We start from the raw sequence: 18,136 nt of genomic DNA on the forward strand, positions 1-18,136 counted from the left end.
CATGGATCTTGCGACGCTCTGGGCATTCATCCTCGCCTTTGCGATATTCACGTACGTCGTACTAGACGGGTTTGATCTTGGAATAGGAATTCTGTTTCCGTTTCTTCAGCCAGGACGCCACCGCGATCTGGCAATGAATTCGGTGGCTCCAGTATGGGATGGCAACGAGACGTGGCTGGTGCTGGGGGGCGGCGCACTTTTGGCCGCATTTCCACTTGCATATGCCATCATCATGCCCGCCCTCTATGCTCCCATCGTTGCAATGCTGCTCGCGCTGATCTTTCGCGGCGTCGCGTTTGAATTCCGTTGGCGCGACGTTCGTCATCAGAAGATCTGGGACTTCTCATTCGCGGGTGGTTCGATGCTGGCCGCTTTCGCGCAGGGTATCGCGCTAGGAGCGCTCCTGCAGGGCGTTGCTGTGGAGGGACGTCAGTATTCAGGCGGCTGGTGGGACTGGCTATCTCCCTTCAGCGTTCTAACTGGCGTTAGCCTCGTCGCTGGGTATGCCCTGCTTGGCTCGACGTGGCTGATTATGAAAACGGAAGGATCGCTGCAGGAACACGCTTTCCGGCATGCCCGGATATCCGGGATCGTAACGGTCATCTGCATTGGCGCCGTCAGTCTCGCCACTCCATTCCTCGAAGAGGCATACTACGAACACTGGTTTGCTTGGCCGAATGTGCTATTCACCGCCCAGGTCCCGCTACTCGTTGCCATCGTAACGGTAGCGCTCGCGGTGAGCCTGACACGAAGGTACGAACGCCTCCCCTTCGTCTTGGGGCTTTCATTGTTCGCACTAAGCATGGCGGGACTTGGCATAAGCATTTTCCCTAATATCGTTCCTAGTCGGGTCAGTATCGATGACGCGGCTGCACCAAGGTCCAGCCTCCTTTTCATGCTGATAGGAGCAGGCATTCTGATTCCAACAATCCTTGCTTACACTGCCTATTCGTACTGGACTTTTCGGGGCAAGGTGGATCACGAGGGCTACCATTGACCGACGATCCGTTTTGGAAGCGCTTGCTATGGTTCGTGATGTTATGGATGGCCGGTGTAACCACCGCGGCCACGCTTGGTTACGGGATCCGACTTTGGCTGAAGTGAAAAAGCTTCAGACGCGACACAAAAGATAGCTGTCCCAAATTTCGTGCTGAAACTTGAAAAAGGTTCTTCCGAACGTGGTAGTGCTCCGCAGATATCTTCGACCGACACTTTGGGAGCCTACCCGTCTCTCGGCGAAGCCGGAAGAGACCTCGGCGTTCGGATCTGTATCCCGTTGCAGCGCTCGTGGCCGCATCTATTGACGTCATTGGCGATTTGCCCAGCCTTTCCTAGAGCGTCTTGGCCCTGAGCGCAGCGGCACTAGTTTCGCCCTTTGCTTTAGGGCAATCAGGCATGGGTCCGCATTCGGCGACTGCTGGTCTGGACGCCAATGGACAACGCAAGGTCAGAGGCGGCAGTTTCCACGTTGACCTCGCAGTCGACGCAATGGCTTTTCGCGGAGCAGCAGGATGAGATAATGCTCCTTTAAGGCAACGCCGCGTTCCAGCCCTTCGTCAAGGCGATGCAGCGGAGGGGCATCCGCGTGTCGTTTACACAATTGCACCGCTCCGCCAATGGTTGCCGGCGAATTATGGAATTGCACAAGGTTCAGGCGACCAAGCGAGCCGACTCGAACTTCGGCGTTGAAGCCTATCCGGGTCTCTGGCCAACAATCGTAATCCACGATCTGCTTGCACGCCACGCTGTGCCAAAAAATCGAAGTCGGTCCCGCGGATGTACTTGCCGGGTTGACACTACAGTTTTCATTTGAGTTTCCTCTCGGTCGAAAGAGCCGAGTATCGGCACCGGTGAAGCTGAGCCCTCAAATTGATCACATTCGAACGCTGCCTTAGAGCAGGCCAGTCTGGTGACGTTGCTCAATGAGAGAGCACGAGACGCTTGAATATGAAGCCAAGCCTTTGCCTGGAATTCAATACGTTTATCAGACGGCGCGGGATGATGGCAGGCTCCTATTCGGAGCTTGCGGCCGCTAAGCGGAGATCAAACCAGCCGCTGAGGAGTCGGGCCGCCAGTGAAGTGCGCCCACTCCATGGGTCGGGCCATTCGCCACGCGCGTGACCACCCCTGACTTCCATCGAAAAGCGCGCGCAATCCGCCGGCGTAACACACGTGTCGAGACCCTCGAGAAACGCACTTTCAGTCCGACGCGAACTCCTGAAACATTTGATCAGCCGCCCAGATTGCAGCAGTTCAATGCGACATTAGGGTTGGAACATTGGCCGAACTGAGCATGTCGCGCGTCACCCCGCCTAAAATGAACTCGCGCAGCCGCGAATGACCATAGCCACCCATAACAATCAGATCTGCCGACTGTTGTGCCGCGTGAGAACGGATCCTGCGCGACACATCTTGCCCATTAGCAACAATATTCCCTACTTCGACAATTACATCATGTCGAGAAAGATGATGCGCTATGTGTGATCCGGCGATGCCGTCGTCTCGTTTCCCATTCGCTGCAACGGTTACCACTTCAACCCGTCTGGCCCTTGTCAGGAACGGCATCGCGTCGGCTATAGCGCGCGCGGCGTTGCGGCTGCCGTCCCAGCAAACAAGAATCCGATCGAACTTGACTTCGCCGTCCTGGAAACAGGGAACGATCAAGACCGGACGGCCGGATCCCAGCAAGGCCGCCTCGATCATCGCGTCTCCTGACCGTTCGTCCTCATCGTTAGCCTGAGGGAGGATCGTCAGATCGAACCTTCGCGCCGCGTACGCAAGGCGTTCAGGCAGGCTGACCGCTCCTGCACTTAGAACTATCGGCTCGGCGGAGAGGCCCTCCCGCTGGCATGTTTCCTCAAACCGGATTTTGGCGACTTCAGCGGCGGCTTCCATTTCTCGGCGATACTCCTCCAGAACAATCGCCGGAGCCCAATCAAACAACGCTCCAGCGAAGGCGGCGTCCTGCACAAATGCAACGCCAGTGAGGTGCGCATCGAACGTTTTGGCTAACGTTACGGCATAGTCCAGTGCGGGCGATGGCACATCGCGCGGCGGAATGGTCACCAGAACGTCCTTGATCACGTTACTCTCCACTTGTCTTCGCGTATGCGGCTTCGCATCTCGGCAGGGCTTGAAGCTCCCTCTTGCAAGGCCATTAGACAAACGAAATCTATTGACGCTTGATTGCATTTTTCACGTTGCATGAGTGGGACATGGTCTCGCCTTGTCCATCGCACTGGCGCGCGCTCTTGACTAACAGCTAAACGGTCGGCGGTTAGACGCAATGACAGGGCATCGTTGACTTGGGTTCGAGGAGTCTTCGACGCAAATTGCTCCTCGGAAAGGATCATTTGCAGCGCTCGTGAATCCTCTTATTCAATTCGGGGCAAGACCTCAAACTGATGAAACGGCGGCGGAGAAGATAACGTCCACTCCAGCGTGGTCGCGCCAAGTCCCCACGGATTGCCAGCAGCCTTCTCTTTCCGGACGAACGCTAAGATCATGCCAACGAAGAACGTGACCAATCCAGCTGCGGAGATATACGACCCGATCGACGCGATCTGGTTGAAGGCTGCAAATGCATCGGGATAATCTGCAATTCGTCTCGGCATTCCCGACAAGCCGAGGAAATGCATCGGAAAAAATGCCAAATTGACGCCGACGAATGTCAGCAAGAAGTGCAGATTGCCAAGAGCCTCCGAGTACATGTATCCGGTCATCTTCGGAAACCAGTAATACCAGCCCGCAAAGATGGCGAACACCGCGCCAAGCGACAGCACGTAATGGAAATGCGCAACAACGTAGTATGTATCCTGTAACGTCCTGTCGATGCCGGGATTGGCGAGTACAACACCGGTCACCCCACCGACCGTGAACACAAAGATGAAACCTATTGCCCACAGCATCGGCGTTCTAAACGTTATGGAGCCGCCCCACATGGTGGCTATCCACGAAAAGATCTTGATGCCGGTTGGAACAGCGATCACCATGCTGGCCAAAGCAAAATACGCTTGGGCGCTACTGGACATCCCGACGGTATACATATGATGGGCCCAGACTAGAAATCCGATAACCCCAATAGCAAGCAGTGCATAAACCATTCCTAGATAACCGAAGATCGGCTTTCGGCTGAATGTGGAAACGACGTGACTAATGATGCCGAAGCCCGGCAGGATCATTATGTAAACCTCGGGATGACCGAAGAACCAGAACAAATGTTGATACAATACCGGGTCTCCGCCGCCCTCGGGCGCAAAGAAGGTCGTTCCAAAATTGCGGTCAGTGAGAAGCATTGTGATGGCGCCGGCGAGTACAGGCAGCGACAGCAACAACAGGAACGCCGTCACGAGGACCGACCATACGAACAGCGGCATCTTATGCAAGGTCATGCCCGGCGCCCGCATATTGAAAATCGTGGTGATGAAATTTATCGAGCCGAGGATGGACGAGGCGCCCGCGAGATGCATGGACAGGATCACGAAATCGACGGCTGGCCCCGGGTGGCCAGAGGTCGACAATGGCGCGTAGAGCGTCCATCCAGTACCAGCTCCGTCCGAGCCAGGGGCACCTTCGACGAACATCGAGACTATAAGTAACGCAAACGACGACGGCAGCAGCCAAAATGATATGTTGTTCATGCGCGGAAACGCCATGTCCGGCGCGCCAATCATCAGCGGCACCATCCAGTTTCCGAATCCACCCATCATCGCCGGCATGAGCGTGAAAAAAATCATAATGAGGCCGTGGCCGGTCACGAATACGTTGTAGGTATGCGAATTCGTAAAAATCTGCAGGCCGGTCTGCTGCAATTCGATCCGAATCATAACTGAAATGAGTCCGCCGATCAGACCTGCGCAGATTGAGAGCACGAAGTACATCGTGCCGATGTCTTTGTGATTGGTTGAGTAAAGGTAGCGGCGCCAGCCGCTTGGATATGCGTGATCTCTCTCGCGCGCGTCGGCAACTCTCGACATGGTCGGATCACCAGCTCCAATCAAGCGGTTCACCCGCGACTGATACAAGGATCGAATGCTGCAATGGCGCTTCAGACGAAGGATCTCAGCTCGATGACCGTCACATCGGCTGCCACAGCAACCCTGCTGTCTCTGTCTCATCGAAGGATGCTCGCGACAAACGAATTTAATTGTCGTTTGAGTGCACGATTCCTGATCATCGGACCGGCGCTGCCATGTCCGCTACCTATTTACGAATCAACACCGATTGTGCCTTGGAAGGGTCTAAAGACATGTCTCAGCATCGCGCCAGAACACGCTTGGCTTCGCGGCATATAAAAGCGATGCTGCCCCTCGCGTCATCGGCGAACCGCACCTGATGCTCAGTCTAAACGAGCCGTTGCAGGTACCACGCAACGCGACTTCAGGCACGACCATAAACTGAAACAGTTCGCCTATGGATCATTGCGCCGGCAACCGGATGCGGTTGGCGTCAACGGCTGGTGATGATTGTTTGACAGCCGACAATTCCGGCACAGACGATTCTTGCTCGGCCGTTTGCCTATCTCTATGATCGCCAAGACGGCTTGACGTATCTAGGGGTCACCACCGGATACATCTCACGAATCTTCCGGAACTCGCGCGCGATCTCTCCATGGCCGGCTGCATCGAGGAATTCGCAGAGAACGGTCTCAGCGTTCGCGTGCACATTGCAACCATCGCCGCCTAGTTGAAGTGACTTAAGTTTATTGATCGCGTCTTCTTTAGTCATCTCGATTTCCCGTTTAGGCAGGACCAGCCACTCTACCTGCCTTCCTCATACTTGATGCGTGTGTCCACGCGGCCGACATGAATCGGACAGACGCTAATCCGGACGGCTTTCCGTCCCGAGCTACGCCTCAAAGCCCGAGATAGGCACGTCGGACTTCAGGATCGCCTATGAGTTTTTCGCTAAGTCCGCTGCGAACGATATGACCGGTTTCCATGACGTAACCTCGATCGGCAATCGACAGAGCCAGGTTGACGTCCTGTTCAACCAATAGAATCGTCACGCCCTCCCTGCGGATCGTCGCCAGCACCTCCATCAACTGCTCTACGATGACGGGCGCCAGTCCTAAACTCATCTCGTCGATCATGAGGAGGGTTGGAGCGGCCATCAATCCGCGAGCCATCGCGCACATCTGCTGTTCGCCTCCCGACAAGCTACCAGCGAGCTGACGGCGCCGCTCCGCCAGGCGCGGAAATAGTGCGTACATCTTGTCCAAGTCACGACCTATTGCAGCCTTGTCATCACGGATGAAAGCGCCCATCAACAGATTGTCCCGTACGCTCATGCGGTCGAAGAGCTGACGACCTTCAGGAACCTGCACGAGGCCGGCTCTAAAAGCACCGTCGGACGTCATCGGCAAGAGGTCCCGGGCATTAAAGGTCATGCCACCCTGGCAGGGAAGCACGCGCGAGAGCGCGCGCAGCAGAGTTGTCTTGCCCGCTCCGTTGCTGCCGACCAGCGCCACGACCTCGGCCGTGTAGATCTTCAGGGTTACATCCTGCAAGACCGGCATTCCGCCGTAGCCCGCACTTACTCCGCGCACGTCAAGCAGCGGGACTGCTGCCGGGTCCAATTTCATGCCCGCCTCTTGCCGAGATAGGCCTCGACGACCGTTTGGTTCGACAGAACGCGGCCCGGATCGCCCTCGGCGATCTTCACGCCATGATTCAGCACCAGCAGCCGATCCGACAGAGTCCTGATTGCCTTGATGACGTGCTCGATGACAAGGACGCTGATCCCCTCGTCGCGAACTTTGCGGATCACTTCGATCACGTCTTCGATCTCTACCTGATTGAGACCCGCCATGACCTCATCGCACAGAAGAACCTTCGGCTTCATTGCCAACGCCTTTGCCAGCTCGAGCCGCTTGCGGCCGCCCCCCCCCAATTCGTCGGCGCGCTGATCGATATTTTTGGCCAGTCCGACGAAATCCAACTGAGCGCGAGCCTGCTCGCGGGCTTTCGACATTTGGATCTGTCCGCCTCTCCGTCCGAACAGTGCCCCCACGGCGACGTTGTCCAGAACCGATAAACCGGGAAAGGGACGCATGATCTGGAAGGTTCGGCCTATCCCCAGTCTCGCACGGCGATATGCAGGCAAGCGGACAATGGACCTTCCTTCGAAGAGGACGTCGCCGGAGCTAGGAGCCAGCGTTCCGCTTATCAGGCTGACCAGCGTGGATTTGCCTGCACCGTTCGGACCGATCAGGCCGAGGATCTCGCCACGCAGCAGCATGAAGCTGACGTCGTCGACGGCGACCAGGCCCTCAAAGCGCCGGGTGACGTGGCTGATTTCGAGCATCGCCGTCATAGCTGGTGGCTCCGAATATTTTCGGCGAAGTAACGCCAGCCCGTGCTGCGAAAGCGCCGCAGCACGTCGGCCAGGCCCCGCGGCATCAAGACGACCGCGGCGACGACCACAACGCCGAAGAACAGGCCCGCGAGACTGGTGATCTCGCTCGACAGAAGCTCGGAGACCGCCGAAAGCGAAAGCGCCCCGACGACGGGGCCGAAAACCGTCCCGGGGCCGCCAAATACCGCCATGATGATCATCTTGACGTTCAGGCCGATATCGAATGCGCTTTCCGGGTCGATGAACGTAACCCAGTAGGCGTGAATGCCGCCCGCCAGCGCACTGAATACGCCAGAGATGGCGAAAGCCACGGTTTTGTAGAGGGTCGTATTGACACCCATCACCGCCGCGCCTTCCTCGTTTTCGCGGATAGCGATCAATCCAAAGCCGAAGCGGCTGCGCGTCAGCCAGTAGACGGTCAGCGTCGCGAGCACGAGCAGCAGCAGCGACAACTCGTAAAACAGCGGGTCGTTGTTGAGGGGCGGCAAGACGAGTCCGACGTTCCGCCCGGCCAGTTTCACGTTGGAGACGATCGCGGCCATGACCTGGGCGAGCGCCAGCGTCGCGATCGCGAAGTAGTGCCCCCTCAGCCGCAGCACCGGCATCCCGATGAGCACGGCAAACACAACCGCAAGCGCCGCGCCGAACGGGAGGCCGACCCCGAAAGGCAATTGCCACTGCGCCATCGCGATGGCCACGCCGTAGCTGCCGAGCCCGTAGAAAACCGAATTGCCGAAGGAGGCATAGCCCGCATAGCCCCCAATGACGTTCCAGCCCTGCGCCAGAACCGCCAGAAGCAGGGCATTGATGCCGAACTGGATGAGCACGTCCGAACCGAACCACGGCACCGCCGCCAAGACGGCAAGCGCGGCCACAAGTAGCATGGTGCGTGCCATCTTCATGCCGCCTTCCCGAGCAGGCCGTTGGGGCGCACGATCAGCACCAACACCAGCACGCCGAAGCTTGCCACGTCGGAGAAAGTCGATCCGATATAGAGCGCGGTCAGCGACTCCAGGATTCCCAGGAACAAGCCGCCGACGATCACGCCGATCGGATTGTCCAGTCCGCCGACGATCGAGATGGCAAAGGATTTGGCCGTCAGCGCCGCGCCGATATATGGGTTGATTTGCGACACCGTTCCGTAGAGGCCTCCGGCGGCGCCAGCCAGCGCAATCCCGATTCCAAACGTCATGGCGTAGAGGTGTCGGGGCTCCACGCCGTAGAGCCGGGCCGCAACCAGATTTTGCGCGGTGGCGCGGATCGCACGTCCGAGCCGTGTGCGCAGCAAGAAGAGCCACATGCCGACCGTCAACACGATGGCAATGCCGAACGCCAGAAGACGCGACACCGGCAGCACCACCGTTCCCAAGGCGATGCTGTTGCCGGCAGAGGACGGGTTGATGGCGCGAAAGTCGGCTGAAAACGCCAACTGAGCCAAATAGGTGAGCACGACCTCGATCCCGAAGGTCACCAGCAGAGTGTTGAACATCGGGGCCCTGACGATCAGGTTCAAAAGACCCCGCTGCACGCCGTACCCTACCGCGAACATCACCACGGCAGTCAGCGGCAACCCCAGAAAGGGGTCGATGCCGGCATAAGTGTACAGGTACCAGGATACATAGCCGCCGAGCATGATGAATGCGCCATGCGCAAGGTTGACGATATTGAGCACGCCCCAGACCAGGGCGAGACCGAGCGCCATTACGGCGTACAAACCGCCTAAGAGTATTCCGTTGACCAACACTTGTGCGAGCAGGTCCACATCGTCCTCTTCTCTGCCGACCGCTCGTGCAATCTGCCTAACGCGCGTTCCAGGCCGGCATCGGATATCGTGGCTGCGCGATCTTGCCATTGACGCCGTAAATCGCGGCCAAGCCGTCGCCCTGGACCTGGATGACCGTCTGGGGGAGATCGATCTGGCCGTTCTCATTGAACGCAATCGGGCCATACAGGCTGTCGAACTTCACTTTCGAGAGTGCGTTCCGCACCTTCTCCGGGTCGATCGTGCCTGCCATTTCGACGGCCTGTACCAAAGCTTCCACGTCGGCGACGCCGGAGGCGGCATGATAATCCGGGTCATATCCGAACTTCGCCTTGTAGACGGCGGCAAACTGCGCGGCATCGCCGAACCAGCGGTCCTTCAGGTCTGTCGAAGGCAGCCAGGCCGTCATGCCAAAAGCGTAATCGGCATCCTTGCCCAACGCCTTGCGGAAATCCTCGCTCGGAACGCCAACCGTGAAGGAATACATCTTCGGCGCGACCGCAAGGCTCTTCGCCTGCCGCACGAAATTCAGGATCTCGGTTTCGTGGCCGGCGACCAGCACCGCATCGATGTTCTTGCTCCTGATCTGCGACAAGAGAGAACTGAAATCCGTAGCGTTTGTGCTGTAGCGCTCATCCATGACTAACGTCAGACCTGCTTTTTTCAATTTCGGCCGAGTACCCTCCGCCACCGAAACGTCGAAAGCGTCGTCCGCATATAGCAGCGCGACGGATTTAGGCGCGGGATCAAGTCCCTTCAAGATCTCTACTGTCGAACCAAAATAGTTGCTGGCCGGTGCAAGCGTTCCAAAGATGTACTTGAACTTGCGCGAGAAGATCTGGTCAGACGCACCGCCGCCCTGGACCATTGGAATCTTGTATTTCTCGGACACTGCGGAATCCGCTATTGCGAAATTGCTGGCGAATGGTCCCAGCAGAAAATCGACCTTGTCCTGAGAAACTAACTGAGTGTACTGGCGCACGCTGAGGTTCACGTCAGACTGATTGTCGTAAAGCTTGAGCGTGAGTTTGTGCGCTTCATTGCCGACCTTGACGCCGCCGAGGGCATTAATTCGATCGATCGCAAGTTGATAGGCGTCTCGATAGTAGCGGCCCGTGTTGGCCACGGGCCCCGTCAGCTGTACAGAGGCCCCTAGGGCGATGTCCTTTGCAACGCCCCTGTCCGATGGCATCGTAAAGGCTGCAGCAACCAGCAAAAGAGCTGCGAGACCAGGGACTTTCGGTATAGCGTTCATCCCTTCCCCCGCGCCTTCAGTTGCCGAATCGGGGTGACGTTAATCGCCGGTTGCTCAGGCTTTACCGCGATGAGGACGCTGCATGGCGGTTGATGCAAGATGGATTCGCCGACCGATCCATTCAACCAACGTGCAAGCGTCCCTTGGTCTCGGTGACCCACGACAATCAAGTTCGCGTTCATTTCTCTGGCGGACAGAATTATCTGTTCCGCTGGCTTGCCATACTTAATTTCGCTGGTTGCAGTGCATCCAGCGCGTCGCAAACGCCTTACGCCTTCGTCAAGCACTGACTGGAGTACAAAACGTTGATTGTCTGGAATGTAAGACATTGCCTCCACGATCAGCATGCTTTCGGTCGGGTCTATGATCGCAAGGAGATGAACGGTCGCCCCGCAAGCTGATGCCAACGTTTCGGCTTGGGCCAGAGCTTCGCGACCATCGGGTGAGCCGTCGAAGGCCAGGAGCAATTTTTGAAACATGGCGCAATCTCCCTGGTTGGTACGCTGCTCGGCTAGTGCATTGACTGCCAAGGTCTGAGGCGCCGCCTGCACCGGCCATTATGGAACACGTTCACGCACAGGCACTCGCCCGAAGCCGGCCGCCTGGAATGCGTCAGGCGCGATGACGGGTGCATCCTCCAAGCCATCGGCGAACAGGTATTGGCTGTGGCTGCAGGCGTCCTTCATTGACAACTCGCGGCAGTAGCGACAACCGATCGCTGTCGAGACTCTCTGAATTAGTCAACAGCAACCGAGCGTCCACGACTTGGCTTAGCGTTCTGAGCATGGAAGTCACCAGCTCAAGTTTCCCCGATTCTTTTATCATCTCGGCCTCCGCCTATTCGCGCCTCGCCGATGCAACGATCGATACGCTAACGTTGTTAGCAACGTATGCCCGAGATCATTTTTGACAAACGAAAAGTACCACCACTTAATATCGATATTTTTGATGTGAGGCCTCGCCGGGAAAATGAGCTGGCAATCAGGCCACGAGTGGACACTTCGTCAGCGCGGATGGCCGGCTTGACGCAGCCAGTGAGCTCAATGCCGATCAACGCGCTCGAGGATCAACGTGGCTGCGCACTCGAACAAGGCTGGCACAATGGCTCACGCCTGCCGGCCAATGGACCAACTGGACGTCAATGCGCAAGGAGAAGGAGGGCGAGACATCATGACTGACTTTTGGTCGGCGCCGTAGCTCTCTGCAGAGAAGCAGCTAGACGTCGGGCTGCGGAGCGAGCGGTGTGGTGTGCGCGCCTTACGAAGATTTCATTTTCTGCGACTCTCTGACGCCGGGCCCCGTGTTTTCGGAACGGAGCGGGCAACCCGCTGTTGCTCCAACATCCTCAACAACACGGAGCCCGACATGACGCGACGCAGAACTTTCATCGTCGTTGCGGCCGCCGGGGCGATGCTCTCGTCGGCTGCTTCATCGACAATCGCCGCCCCCCTGATGCCGACAGCGACAACCGGTCCTGGGCCGAGCGTGCAGCAGATTCAGTATCGGCATTGGCACGGGCCGTACCGGCACCATCATTGGCACGGACCCCGCTACTACGGTAACGGCGCGGCCGTCCTGGGCGGGCTGGCCGCCGGCGCGATCGTCGGCAGCGCGATCGCAAATAGCCAAGCGCGTGCAAATGCCGACGCCTACTGCGCGCAGCGCTATCGCTCCTACGATCCGGGCTCAGGCACCTATCTGGGATACGATGGAGAGCGTCACCCCTGTCCCTGACGCGTTCTGATGATTCTCCCGTCGAAAGTGCAGGCGGGGAATGGAACCGGAGGACAGGACATCCATTTGGGGTATCGGGTGTCCAAATGGCCAAGATTGAAGACTATGCGTTGCTCGGCGATTGCAAGACTGCAGCTCTGGTCGGGCGCGACGGTTCGATCGATTGGCTGAGTCTTCACCGGTTCGATTCGGATAGCTGCTTCGCGAAGCTGCTCGGCGATGGGCAGAACGGCTACTGGAAACTGTCTCCGGCCGGCCGCTCTGCGGCCGAGCGGCGTTATCGCCCCGGCACTCTGATCCTGGAAACAATCTTCGAGACTGACCAAGGCAGCGTCCGCATCAGCGATTTCATGCCGCCGAAAACCGACCTGTCTAAGGTCGTCAGATCAGTCGAAGGCATCAAGGGCAAGGTCGAGATGCACAGCGAGCTGGTGGCGCGCTTCGACTACGGGGCCGGCGTGCCATGGGTGAGCCGGCTTGAGGATGGCGCGGTCAGCATGGTCGTCGGGGAGTCGATGCTGATCCTCAGGACCGACGTGACCATGCGCGGCGAAGCGATGAAGACCGTCGGCTCCTTTTCAGTCACACCGGCCCCAGCGCGTGGCTTTCGTTCTCTCGCACCAAATTTCCTACCAGGATCCTAACACCCGGGAAGACCCCGCGGCCCTCCTGAAACAGGCGGAGCCCTCTGGCGCGACTGGTCCAGCCGCTGCAAGGCAGCGGGGCCGTATTCGGAGGCGGTTCTGCGATCCCTCATCACGCTGAAGGCGCTGACGTTCGGGCCGAGCGGCGGCATCGTTGCCGCGGCGACGAAGCCCCTCCCGGAGCAGATCGGGGGGCCAAGAAACTGGGATTACCGCTTCTGCTGGGTTCGCGACCGGCACGCTGACGCTCTTGGCTCTCGGGGGAGCTGATTACTACGACGAGGCGCGCGCCTGGCGGGATTGGCTCGTCTGGGCTGTCGCGGGAAGTCCCAAGCAACTTCAGATCATGTACGTGGTCACCGGCGAGCGCCGCCTGACCGAATGGGAGATCCCGTGGCTGTCGGGCAATGACGAAACCAGTCCGGATCGGAAACGTGGCGCAAACTCAGCTTCAGCTCGATGTCTGTGGACGCCTTGTACCAGGCTCGCCGCGGCGGACTCCGCGAGAACAAGCGGGCCTGGGCGATCCAATGCGCCTTGCTCGACCATCTCAAGCGTATCTGGAGAGAGCCGGATGAAGGCCTCTGGGAGGTTCGGGGCGGAGCAAAGCACTTCACCTTTTCGAAGATCATGGCGTGGGTCGCCTTCGATCGGGCGATCAAATCGGCCGCCGAATTCGACATGCATGGGCCGTTCAGGAGTGGGAGGCCGCAGCGCGCCGCGATCCACGAAGACGTATGCCGGCACGGCTACGATGAAGGGCGCCAGACGTTCGTCGAGGTCTACCGCGAACCGCAGCTCGATGCGAGCCTGCTGCTGGTACCGGCCGTCGGCTTCTTGCCGCCCGAGGATCCGCGCGTGATCGCGACCATCTACGCGATAGAACGCGAGCTGCTCGCGGACGGCTTGGTGCGGCGGTACGATACGGGTGCGACGAAGGACGGTCTCCCGCCCGGCGAAGTCATGTACTTGGCTTGCAGTTTCTGGCTGGGCAGATGCGTATCATCTAATCGGCCGTGACGCGGATGCCAAGACGCTGTTCAAGCGGCTTCTTGCGCTCCGCAACGACGTCGGCCTGCTCTCCGAGGAGTACGACACCTCGCGGCGGCGCCTCGTCGGCAACTTTCCGCAGGCCTTCTCCCACATCGCGCTGTTCAACACCGCCCACAACCTCACGCACTGCGAAAAGCCGTCGGAGCACCGCGGCGGCAAAAAGGCCCTTCCCGATAAGGGCAAGGAAGGGCGGGCTCCGCTCAGAAGGTAGCGATGGTAGTGAACTCGACCGCCGCGACCGCTCCAGTCGGTCCTGGCGAGCGCTCGCGCCCACACGTACGCTTCCGGTTGTGCTGGAGGGCCAGCCTGCGCTGGTGACGGGCGCAAACTCCGGGATCGGCGGCGCGGTCGCGCTCGGACTGGCCGCCTCGGGCGCGGATGTTGTCGTCATTACGTCGTGGATCCCGCCGCGCCTGATAAGGTCGTCCATGAAATCGAGGCCGGTGGCCGGAAAGCGATCGCGATTAATGCGGACGTCAGCAACGAGGAGGATGTCCGCTCGATGTTCGCTCGGGCGATTGATCATTTCGGGACGCTGCACATCGTGGTGAACAACGCCGGATTGCAGCGCGACGAACCCTTTCACGACATGACCATCGAGCAGTGGAATAAGGTTCAGCGTCAATCTCACCGGCCAGTTCCTCTGTGCCCGGGAATCCGTCCGCGAGTTCAGGAGACGCGGTGTCGTGAAGGACATCTCGGCCGCCGGCAAGCTCTTTCGCATGACCTCTGCCCACCAGGAGATACCCTGGGCTGGGCACGCGAACTGTGCGGCATCCAAAGGCGGCGTCATGCAGATGATGCGAAGCGTCGCCCAGGAGTGTCATCCGCGTCAACGGCGTGGCGCCGGGCGCCATTCGGACGCTCATCAATCGGTCCGCCTGGGAGACCAAGGAGGCCTGCGAAAATCCGATGACGCTTGTGCCCTACAAGCGCATAGGCGAGCCCGACGATGTTGCCCAGGCAGTCGCTTGGCGCGTCTCCGATGCGGCCGACTACGTCACGGGCCTGGCCCTGTTCATCGACGGTGGCATGATGCTGTTCCCCGGGTTTGCGACCGGCGGTACCGCCGGCTAGGCGGTCGTGTCGAAGAGGTGGGCCTAGCGACCGATCGGCCCGTCGCGCCTCAGTGCCGTCGCGGATCGCTGTGCTGCCCAGTGAGCGAGCCTTATGCAGCCCTTCATGCAATGCCGATCTCGATTTTGCACCCGCTGCGATACTCAGCACGTCTGCGTTGCGGTCGCATTTCGAAACGACACAACTGAAGGCTTCAGCGACGTGCTTTTGCATCAGAACTGCACGGATCTTGTATTGAAATGACAATGAAATTCGTTTGCGGGATCTCATCTCTGATGAAATACAAGCCTTCAAACAAACAAGCAAAGCGGTACAGAATCGCCCAAGGAGGCTTCAATGTCACGAAACGTAGTACGACAGGTCGCCGATCGTCGGGAGCTTTTAGCCGTCGGTGCCGCTATCGCAGCGCTCGTGCCGCTCTCCGGAAGCGCATCCGCGGCGAGCAGACATTCTCACGCCGCCAAGAGAAAGGCTCGAACCGATAAAACGTTCGAGACCGCAGCGATGCTTCGAGATCTTTGGATCGGGCACATCTTCTGGGTAAGGGCGGTCTCACTCGCCACGATCGAAAAGCAGGACGATGTCGCAAAAACTGCAGAGCAACAAGCCGTGGCCAACGCCCGGTCCATCGCCGCAAGCATCGAGCCATTCTACGGAGCGGGGGCCAAGGACGCCTTCTTCAAGCTCCTCGCGGGGCATTATAGTGCCGTAAAGGCCTATCTTGTGGCGACCGTCGCAAGCGACGCTGCCAAGCAAGGCGCGGCAACTCAGACACTGACGTCGAACGCCGAGGAGATTGCCACCCTCCTGAGCAAAGCAAACCCCTATTTACCGAAGGACGCAGTGAACAATCTTCTTTTGGCGCACGGCGGTCATCACATCCAGCAGATCCAGCAGCTGAAGGATCACAAGTATGATGCCGAGGCTCACACTTGGGAAGAAATGAAAAGCCACATCTATCAGATCGCAGATGCTACTGCCGATGCTTTAGCAAAGCAGTTTGCGGAGAAGTTTTCCTGACCTTCGACACGGACGACGAGCGTATGAGTGAAGTGCTGCTCGTCGTCGTGATCGTCCTTGTTGCGACGAACACTGAGGGCGTCCGAGGGAAATTCGACGTTCTGATCGCAGACGTCGCTCGTTGATCGACGATGTCTAACGGCGCATCGCTTGCAATCTCGAGCGGGCCTGCGACAAGCCGGAAAGTCGCCTTTCCGATGCCGATTTGCAATACCGCCTACTCGATCCGCTTAGCGCGTGCGTTACACGTCCGCCCGGCGGCGGCGTGGTTCGCCTGCTGGAGAAGCCCACCCTGTCAGTTTCTGCAGCGACGATCTTGGTTCTATAGCCAGGCTTGGTCTTCTTTCTTGACCCAGATCGATCCGACGTGAAACCTCATCGGCGCTGTTGCCAACAAATCAAAAGCCCTGACTGCTCATTGTTGGACGAACATTCAACGAGTGATCAGGCGTCATGCCTCCACCCGGCTCAGGCCGCGAGTAGACCGTCCAAAGAATGGGAGCGAAGGTCCGGTGCAATGTTCATTCGCGTATGCGGTCGAAGAGGGCTGCTCGCGAACTGCACTATAACTCCTCCAACGCCACCAACATTCTTGATGCAAAATGACAATAACTTTCGCTTGTAGAAACTGAGCGAATGACGCGTAGTTGTGCACGGCAGGCGATGAAATAGACAATCCAAAGAGTCAAAAGACTGAAGATCCTCATCTCTTCTCGCAGGGAAACAAAAAATCATGCCGAACTCTCGGTTACCCCAACAAGCGCACTCAGACGACACGATCCAACAATTCGCGCCAACTCCTCGAAGGATGAGCGACGCCGACCCCAGATATTTTGGCTATTGGTCCAAAGAGGAGATAATAAATTTCCTCAAGCTTCTTCTTGAAAGTGAACGCATCGGCATCACTGCATATGCGGCGATCGGACACGCGGCAGATTCGCATGTTGCAGACATCGCCCTCGAAGCCGAATTGGGTCAGGGGGCAATTTGCGTCCTCCTCAAGAAGGAACTTGTCGCCAGAGGAGCAGCTAACATACTTCCTCGCAACACGACAACCGCTCTTCCCAGCACCGATTGCAGCCTCCGAAGACGGATCGGTTTTGCAAGTCACAATCAGGCTAGGTTGGCGGACATGATCGAGGAAGCCATCCTGAACATCTTCGATTCAAAACTCAATGCGAAGCTTATGTATTTGCTGTTGCTACATCGCAAGCAAGTCGAGCAGCTCGAAACGTTGGTCACCTAGCTCGATCAGTCCACCTTCATGATTCCTCGAATCTTCCGCGTGGATCTGCAAAGGCAAACGCTTCAGGCAATGTTGGATCGAACAATCGGCGCCGAAGGCCCCCCAAATCGTGCGCCCGCATGCATGAAGACGACGGAGATTTCGTGATGACTGCAAGAGACTCCTTCACACAGCGAACAAAGCGAGAAATCGACCACGAATTGGATGAGGAGCTGGAGGGTACATTTCCAGCAAGCGATCCCCCCAAGATTACTCGCTCAGCAAGCTCGTTCGGCCTCCCGGAGCGGACAAGGAGAGATGCTTCAGCATCGAAGGCTCAACGGAGCTAGACAATTCTATGAATATGAATTGTCACGAGTCTCATTTGTCAGGCGCTGCTGATGGCGCGCGCAGTATCAGAGGCTCTATAGCGCCGCGACGTCGCGCCCTTCGTCAATTGGGTATTTTTTCGAAAAGTGGGAGCGTAGTATGACTGAACTATCTCGTCGCGAATCCCAGTATGACGCTTTCTTGTTCGCTTCGGTTTGCGAGACCGATGAGATGACATTGAGCGTCGTGTCCCTGCTCGCGCGTCAGAACATCGATCCCTGGCAGGAGGCGTCCCGTCTGTCCCAGCTGTCTAGGGCTCAGGCAGCAAACAGCCTTGCTGCCACGATCTGGAAGTCGGATAGCGCGCAATGGTCCCCGTCGGAGGCGAGCATCATAGCGGTTCGTTTGATCGATCTTCTGCCGTCACATGCTCGTCGCCGCCCTACCCCACCCTGGGCGCACGACGGTAGCGGCAGATTGACGTTTTGGGTCGTCGCGGGAATCCTATTTATGTCAATCGCCATTTCGGGAAACAGCATGCAGCGGGAGATCAAGAACTCCGGCGCTCCGATAGATGTAGTCAGCGAAGCTGCACAGAACCCGGCCGTTACACGATCATCGCGCGGGATGGCAACAGATTAATTGAGATGCGGGAGGAGGATCGATGGGCAGGACGATTG

Annotated in this window: 15 protein-coding genes and 1 pseudogene; 8 read left to right on the top strand and 8 right to left on the bottom strand. The window is 58.1% G+C overall.

The window, feature by feature from the left end:
* Window position 1 precedes the first annotated feature (1 nt).
* Window positions 2–997 carry a cytochrome d ubiquinol oxidase subunit II gene (cydB, locus tag QA649_RS37615; RefSeq protein ID WP_283021564.1) on the top strand — a complete coding sequence of 332 codons (996 nt, stop codon included), beginning with the start codon at window positions 2–4 and terminating at the stop codon, window positions 995–997.
* A 1,256-nt stretch (window positions 998–2,253) separates the two neighbouring features.
* Here the strand turns inward: cydB and QA649_RS37625 are convergent.
* The 8 genes from QA649_RS37625 to QA649_RS37660 form a co-directional block, all read right to left on the bottom strand.
* Entirely contained in the window at window positions 2,254–3,084 is an 831-nt protein-coding gene (locus QA649_RS37625) for a universal stress protein (RefSeq protein WP_283021565.1), read from the bottom strand.
* Window positions 3,085–3,374: 290 nt separating this feature from the next.
* Window positions 3,375–4,976 carry a cytochrome c oxidase subunit I gene (gene ctaD / locus QA649_RS37630; protein WP_283021566.1) on the bottom strand — a complete coding sequence of 534 codons (1,602 nt, stop codon included), beginning with the start codon at window positions 4,974–4,976 and terminating at the stop codon, window positions 3,375–3,377.
* An 878-nt stretch (window positions 4,977–5,854) separates the two neighbouring features.
* Window positions 5,855–6,583 carry an ABC transporter ATP-binding protein gene (locus QA649_RS37635; RefSeq protein WP_283021567.1) on the bottom strand — a complete coding sequence of 243 codons (729 nt, stop codon included), beginning with the start codon at window positions 6,581–6,583 and terminating at the stop codon, window positions 5,855–5,857.
* Window positions 6,580–7,314, bottom strand: a complete 735-nt coding sequence (locus QA649_RS37640; protein WP_283021568.1) for an ABC transporter ATP-binding protein — start codon at window positions 7,312–7,314, stop codon at window positions 6,580–6,582. The genes QA649_RS37635 and QA649_RS37640 overlap by 4 nt, the downstream gene beginning before the upstream one ends.
* Entirely contained in the window at window positions 7,311–8,258 is a 948-nt protein-coding gene (locus QA649_RS37645; RefSeq protein WP_283021569.1) for a branched-chain amino acid ABC transporter permease, read from the bottom strand. The genes QA649_RS37640 and QA649_RS37645 overlap by 4 nt, the downstream gene beginning before the upstream one ends.
* Entirely contained in the window at window positions 8,255–9,118 is an 864-nt protein-coding gene (locus QA649_RS37650) for a branched-chain amino acid ABC transporter permease (RefSeq protein ID WP_247355846.1), read from the bottom strand. The genes QA649_RS37645 and QA649_RS37650 overlap by 4 nt, the downstream gene beginning before the upstream one ends.
* Window positions 9,119–9,155: 37 nt before the next feature.
* Window positions 9,156–10,310 carry an amino acid ABC transporter substrate-binding protein gene (locus QA649_RS37655; protein ID WP_283026192.1) on the bottom strand — a complete coding sequence of 385 codons (1,155 nt, stop codon included), beginning with the start codon at window positions 10,308–10,310 and terminating at the stop codon, window positions 9,156–9,158.
* Window positions 10,311–10,369: 59 nt separating this feature from the next.
* Entirely contained in the window at window positions 10,370–10,852 is a 483-nt protein-coding gene (locus QA649_RS37660) for a universal stress protein (protein WP_283021570.1), read from the bottom strand.
* An 886-nt stretch (window positions 10,853–11,738) separates the two neighbouring features.
* Between QA649_RS37660 and QA649_RS37665 the strand changes: the two genes are divergently transcribed.
* The 7 genes and pseudogenes from QA649_RS37665 to QA649_RS37690 all read left to right on the top strand — a co-directional run bounded on the left by QA649_RS37665 (window position 11,739) and on the right by QA649_RS37690 (window position 18,098).
* Window positions 11,739–12,107, top strand: coding sequence for a BA14K family protein (locus QA649_RS37665; RefSeq protein WP_283021571.1), 369 nt, complete (start codon window positions 11,739–11,741; stop codon window positions 12,105–12,107).
* An 86-nt stretch (window positions 12,108–12,193) separates the two neighbouring features.
* Window positions 12,194–14,015: pseudogene (locus tag QA649_RS37670) on the top strand (glycoside hydrolase family 15 protein).
* Window positions 14,016–14,201: 186 nt separating this feature from the next.
* Window positions 14,202–14,720, top strand: coding sequence for an SDR family NAD(P)-dependent oxidoreductase (locus QA649_RS37675; protein ID WP_349254053.1), 519 nt, complete (start codon window positions 14,202–14,204; stop codon window positions 14,718–14,720).
* Window positions 14,645–14,881 carry an SDR family oxidoreductase gene (locus QA649_RS43025; RefSeq protein ID WP_349254054.1) on the top strand — a complete coding sequence of 79 codons (237 nt, stop codon included), beginning with the start codon at window positions 14,645–14,647 and terminating at the stop codon, window positions 14,879–14,881. The genes QA649_RS37675 and QA649_RS43025 overlap by 76 nt, the downstream gene beginning before the upstream one ends.
* Window positions 14,882–15,217: 336 nt before the next feature.
* On the top strand, window positions 15,218–15,901 hold the full coding sequence (locus QA649_RS37680; protein WP_283021572.1) for a hypothetical protein: 684 nt from the start codon (window positions 15,218–15,220) through the stop codon (window positions 15,899–15,901).
* An 808-nt stretch (window positions 15,902–16,709) separates the two neighbouring features.
* Complete coding sequence (locus QA649_RS37685) at window positions 16,710–17,147, top strand: hypothetical protein (protein WP_283021573.1); 438 nt, start codon at window positions 16,710–16,712, stop codon at window positions 17,145–17,147.
* A gap of 468 nt (window positions 17,148–17,615) precedes the next feature.
* Window positions 17,616–18,098, top strand: coding sequence for a hypothetical protein (locus tag QA649_RS37690; RefSeq protein WP_283021574.1), 483 nt, complete (start codon window positions 17,616–17,618; stop codon window positions 18,096–18,098).
* Window positions 18,099–18,136 lie beyond the last annotated feature (38 nt).

The organism is Bradyrhizobium sp. CB1717, assembly GCF_029714325.1.
Lineage (GTDB): Bacteria > Pseudomonadota > Alphaproteobacteria > Rhizobiales > Xanthobacteraceae > Bradyrhizobium.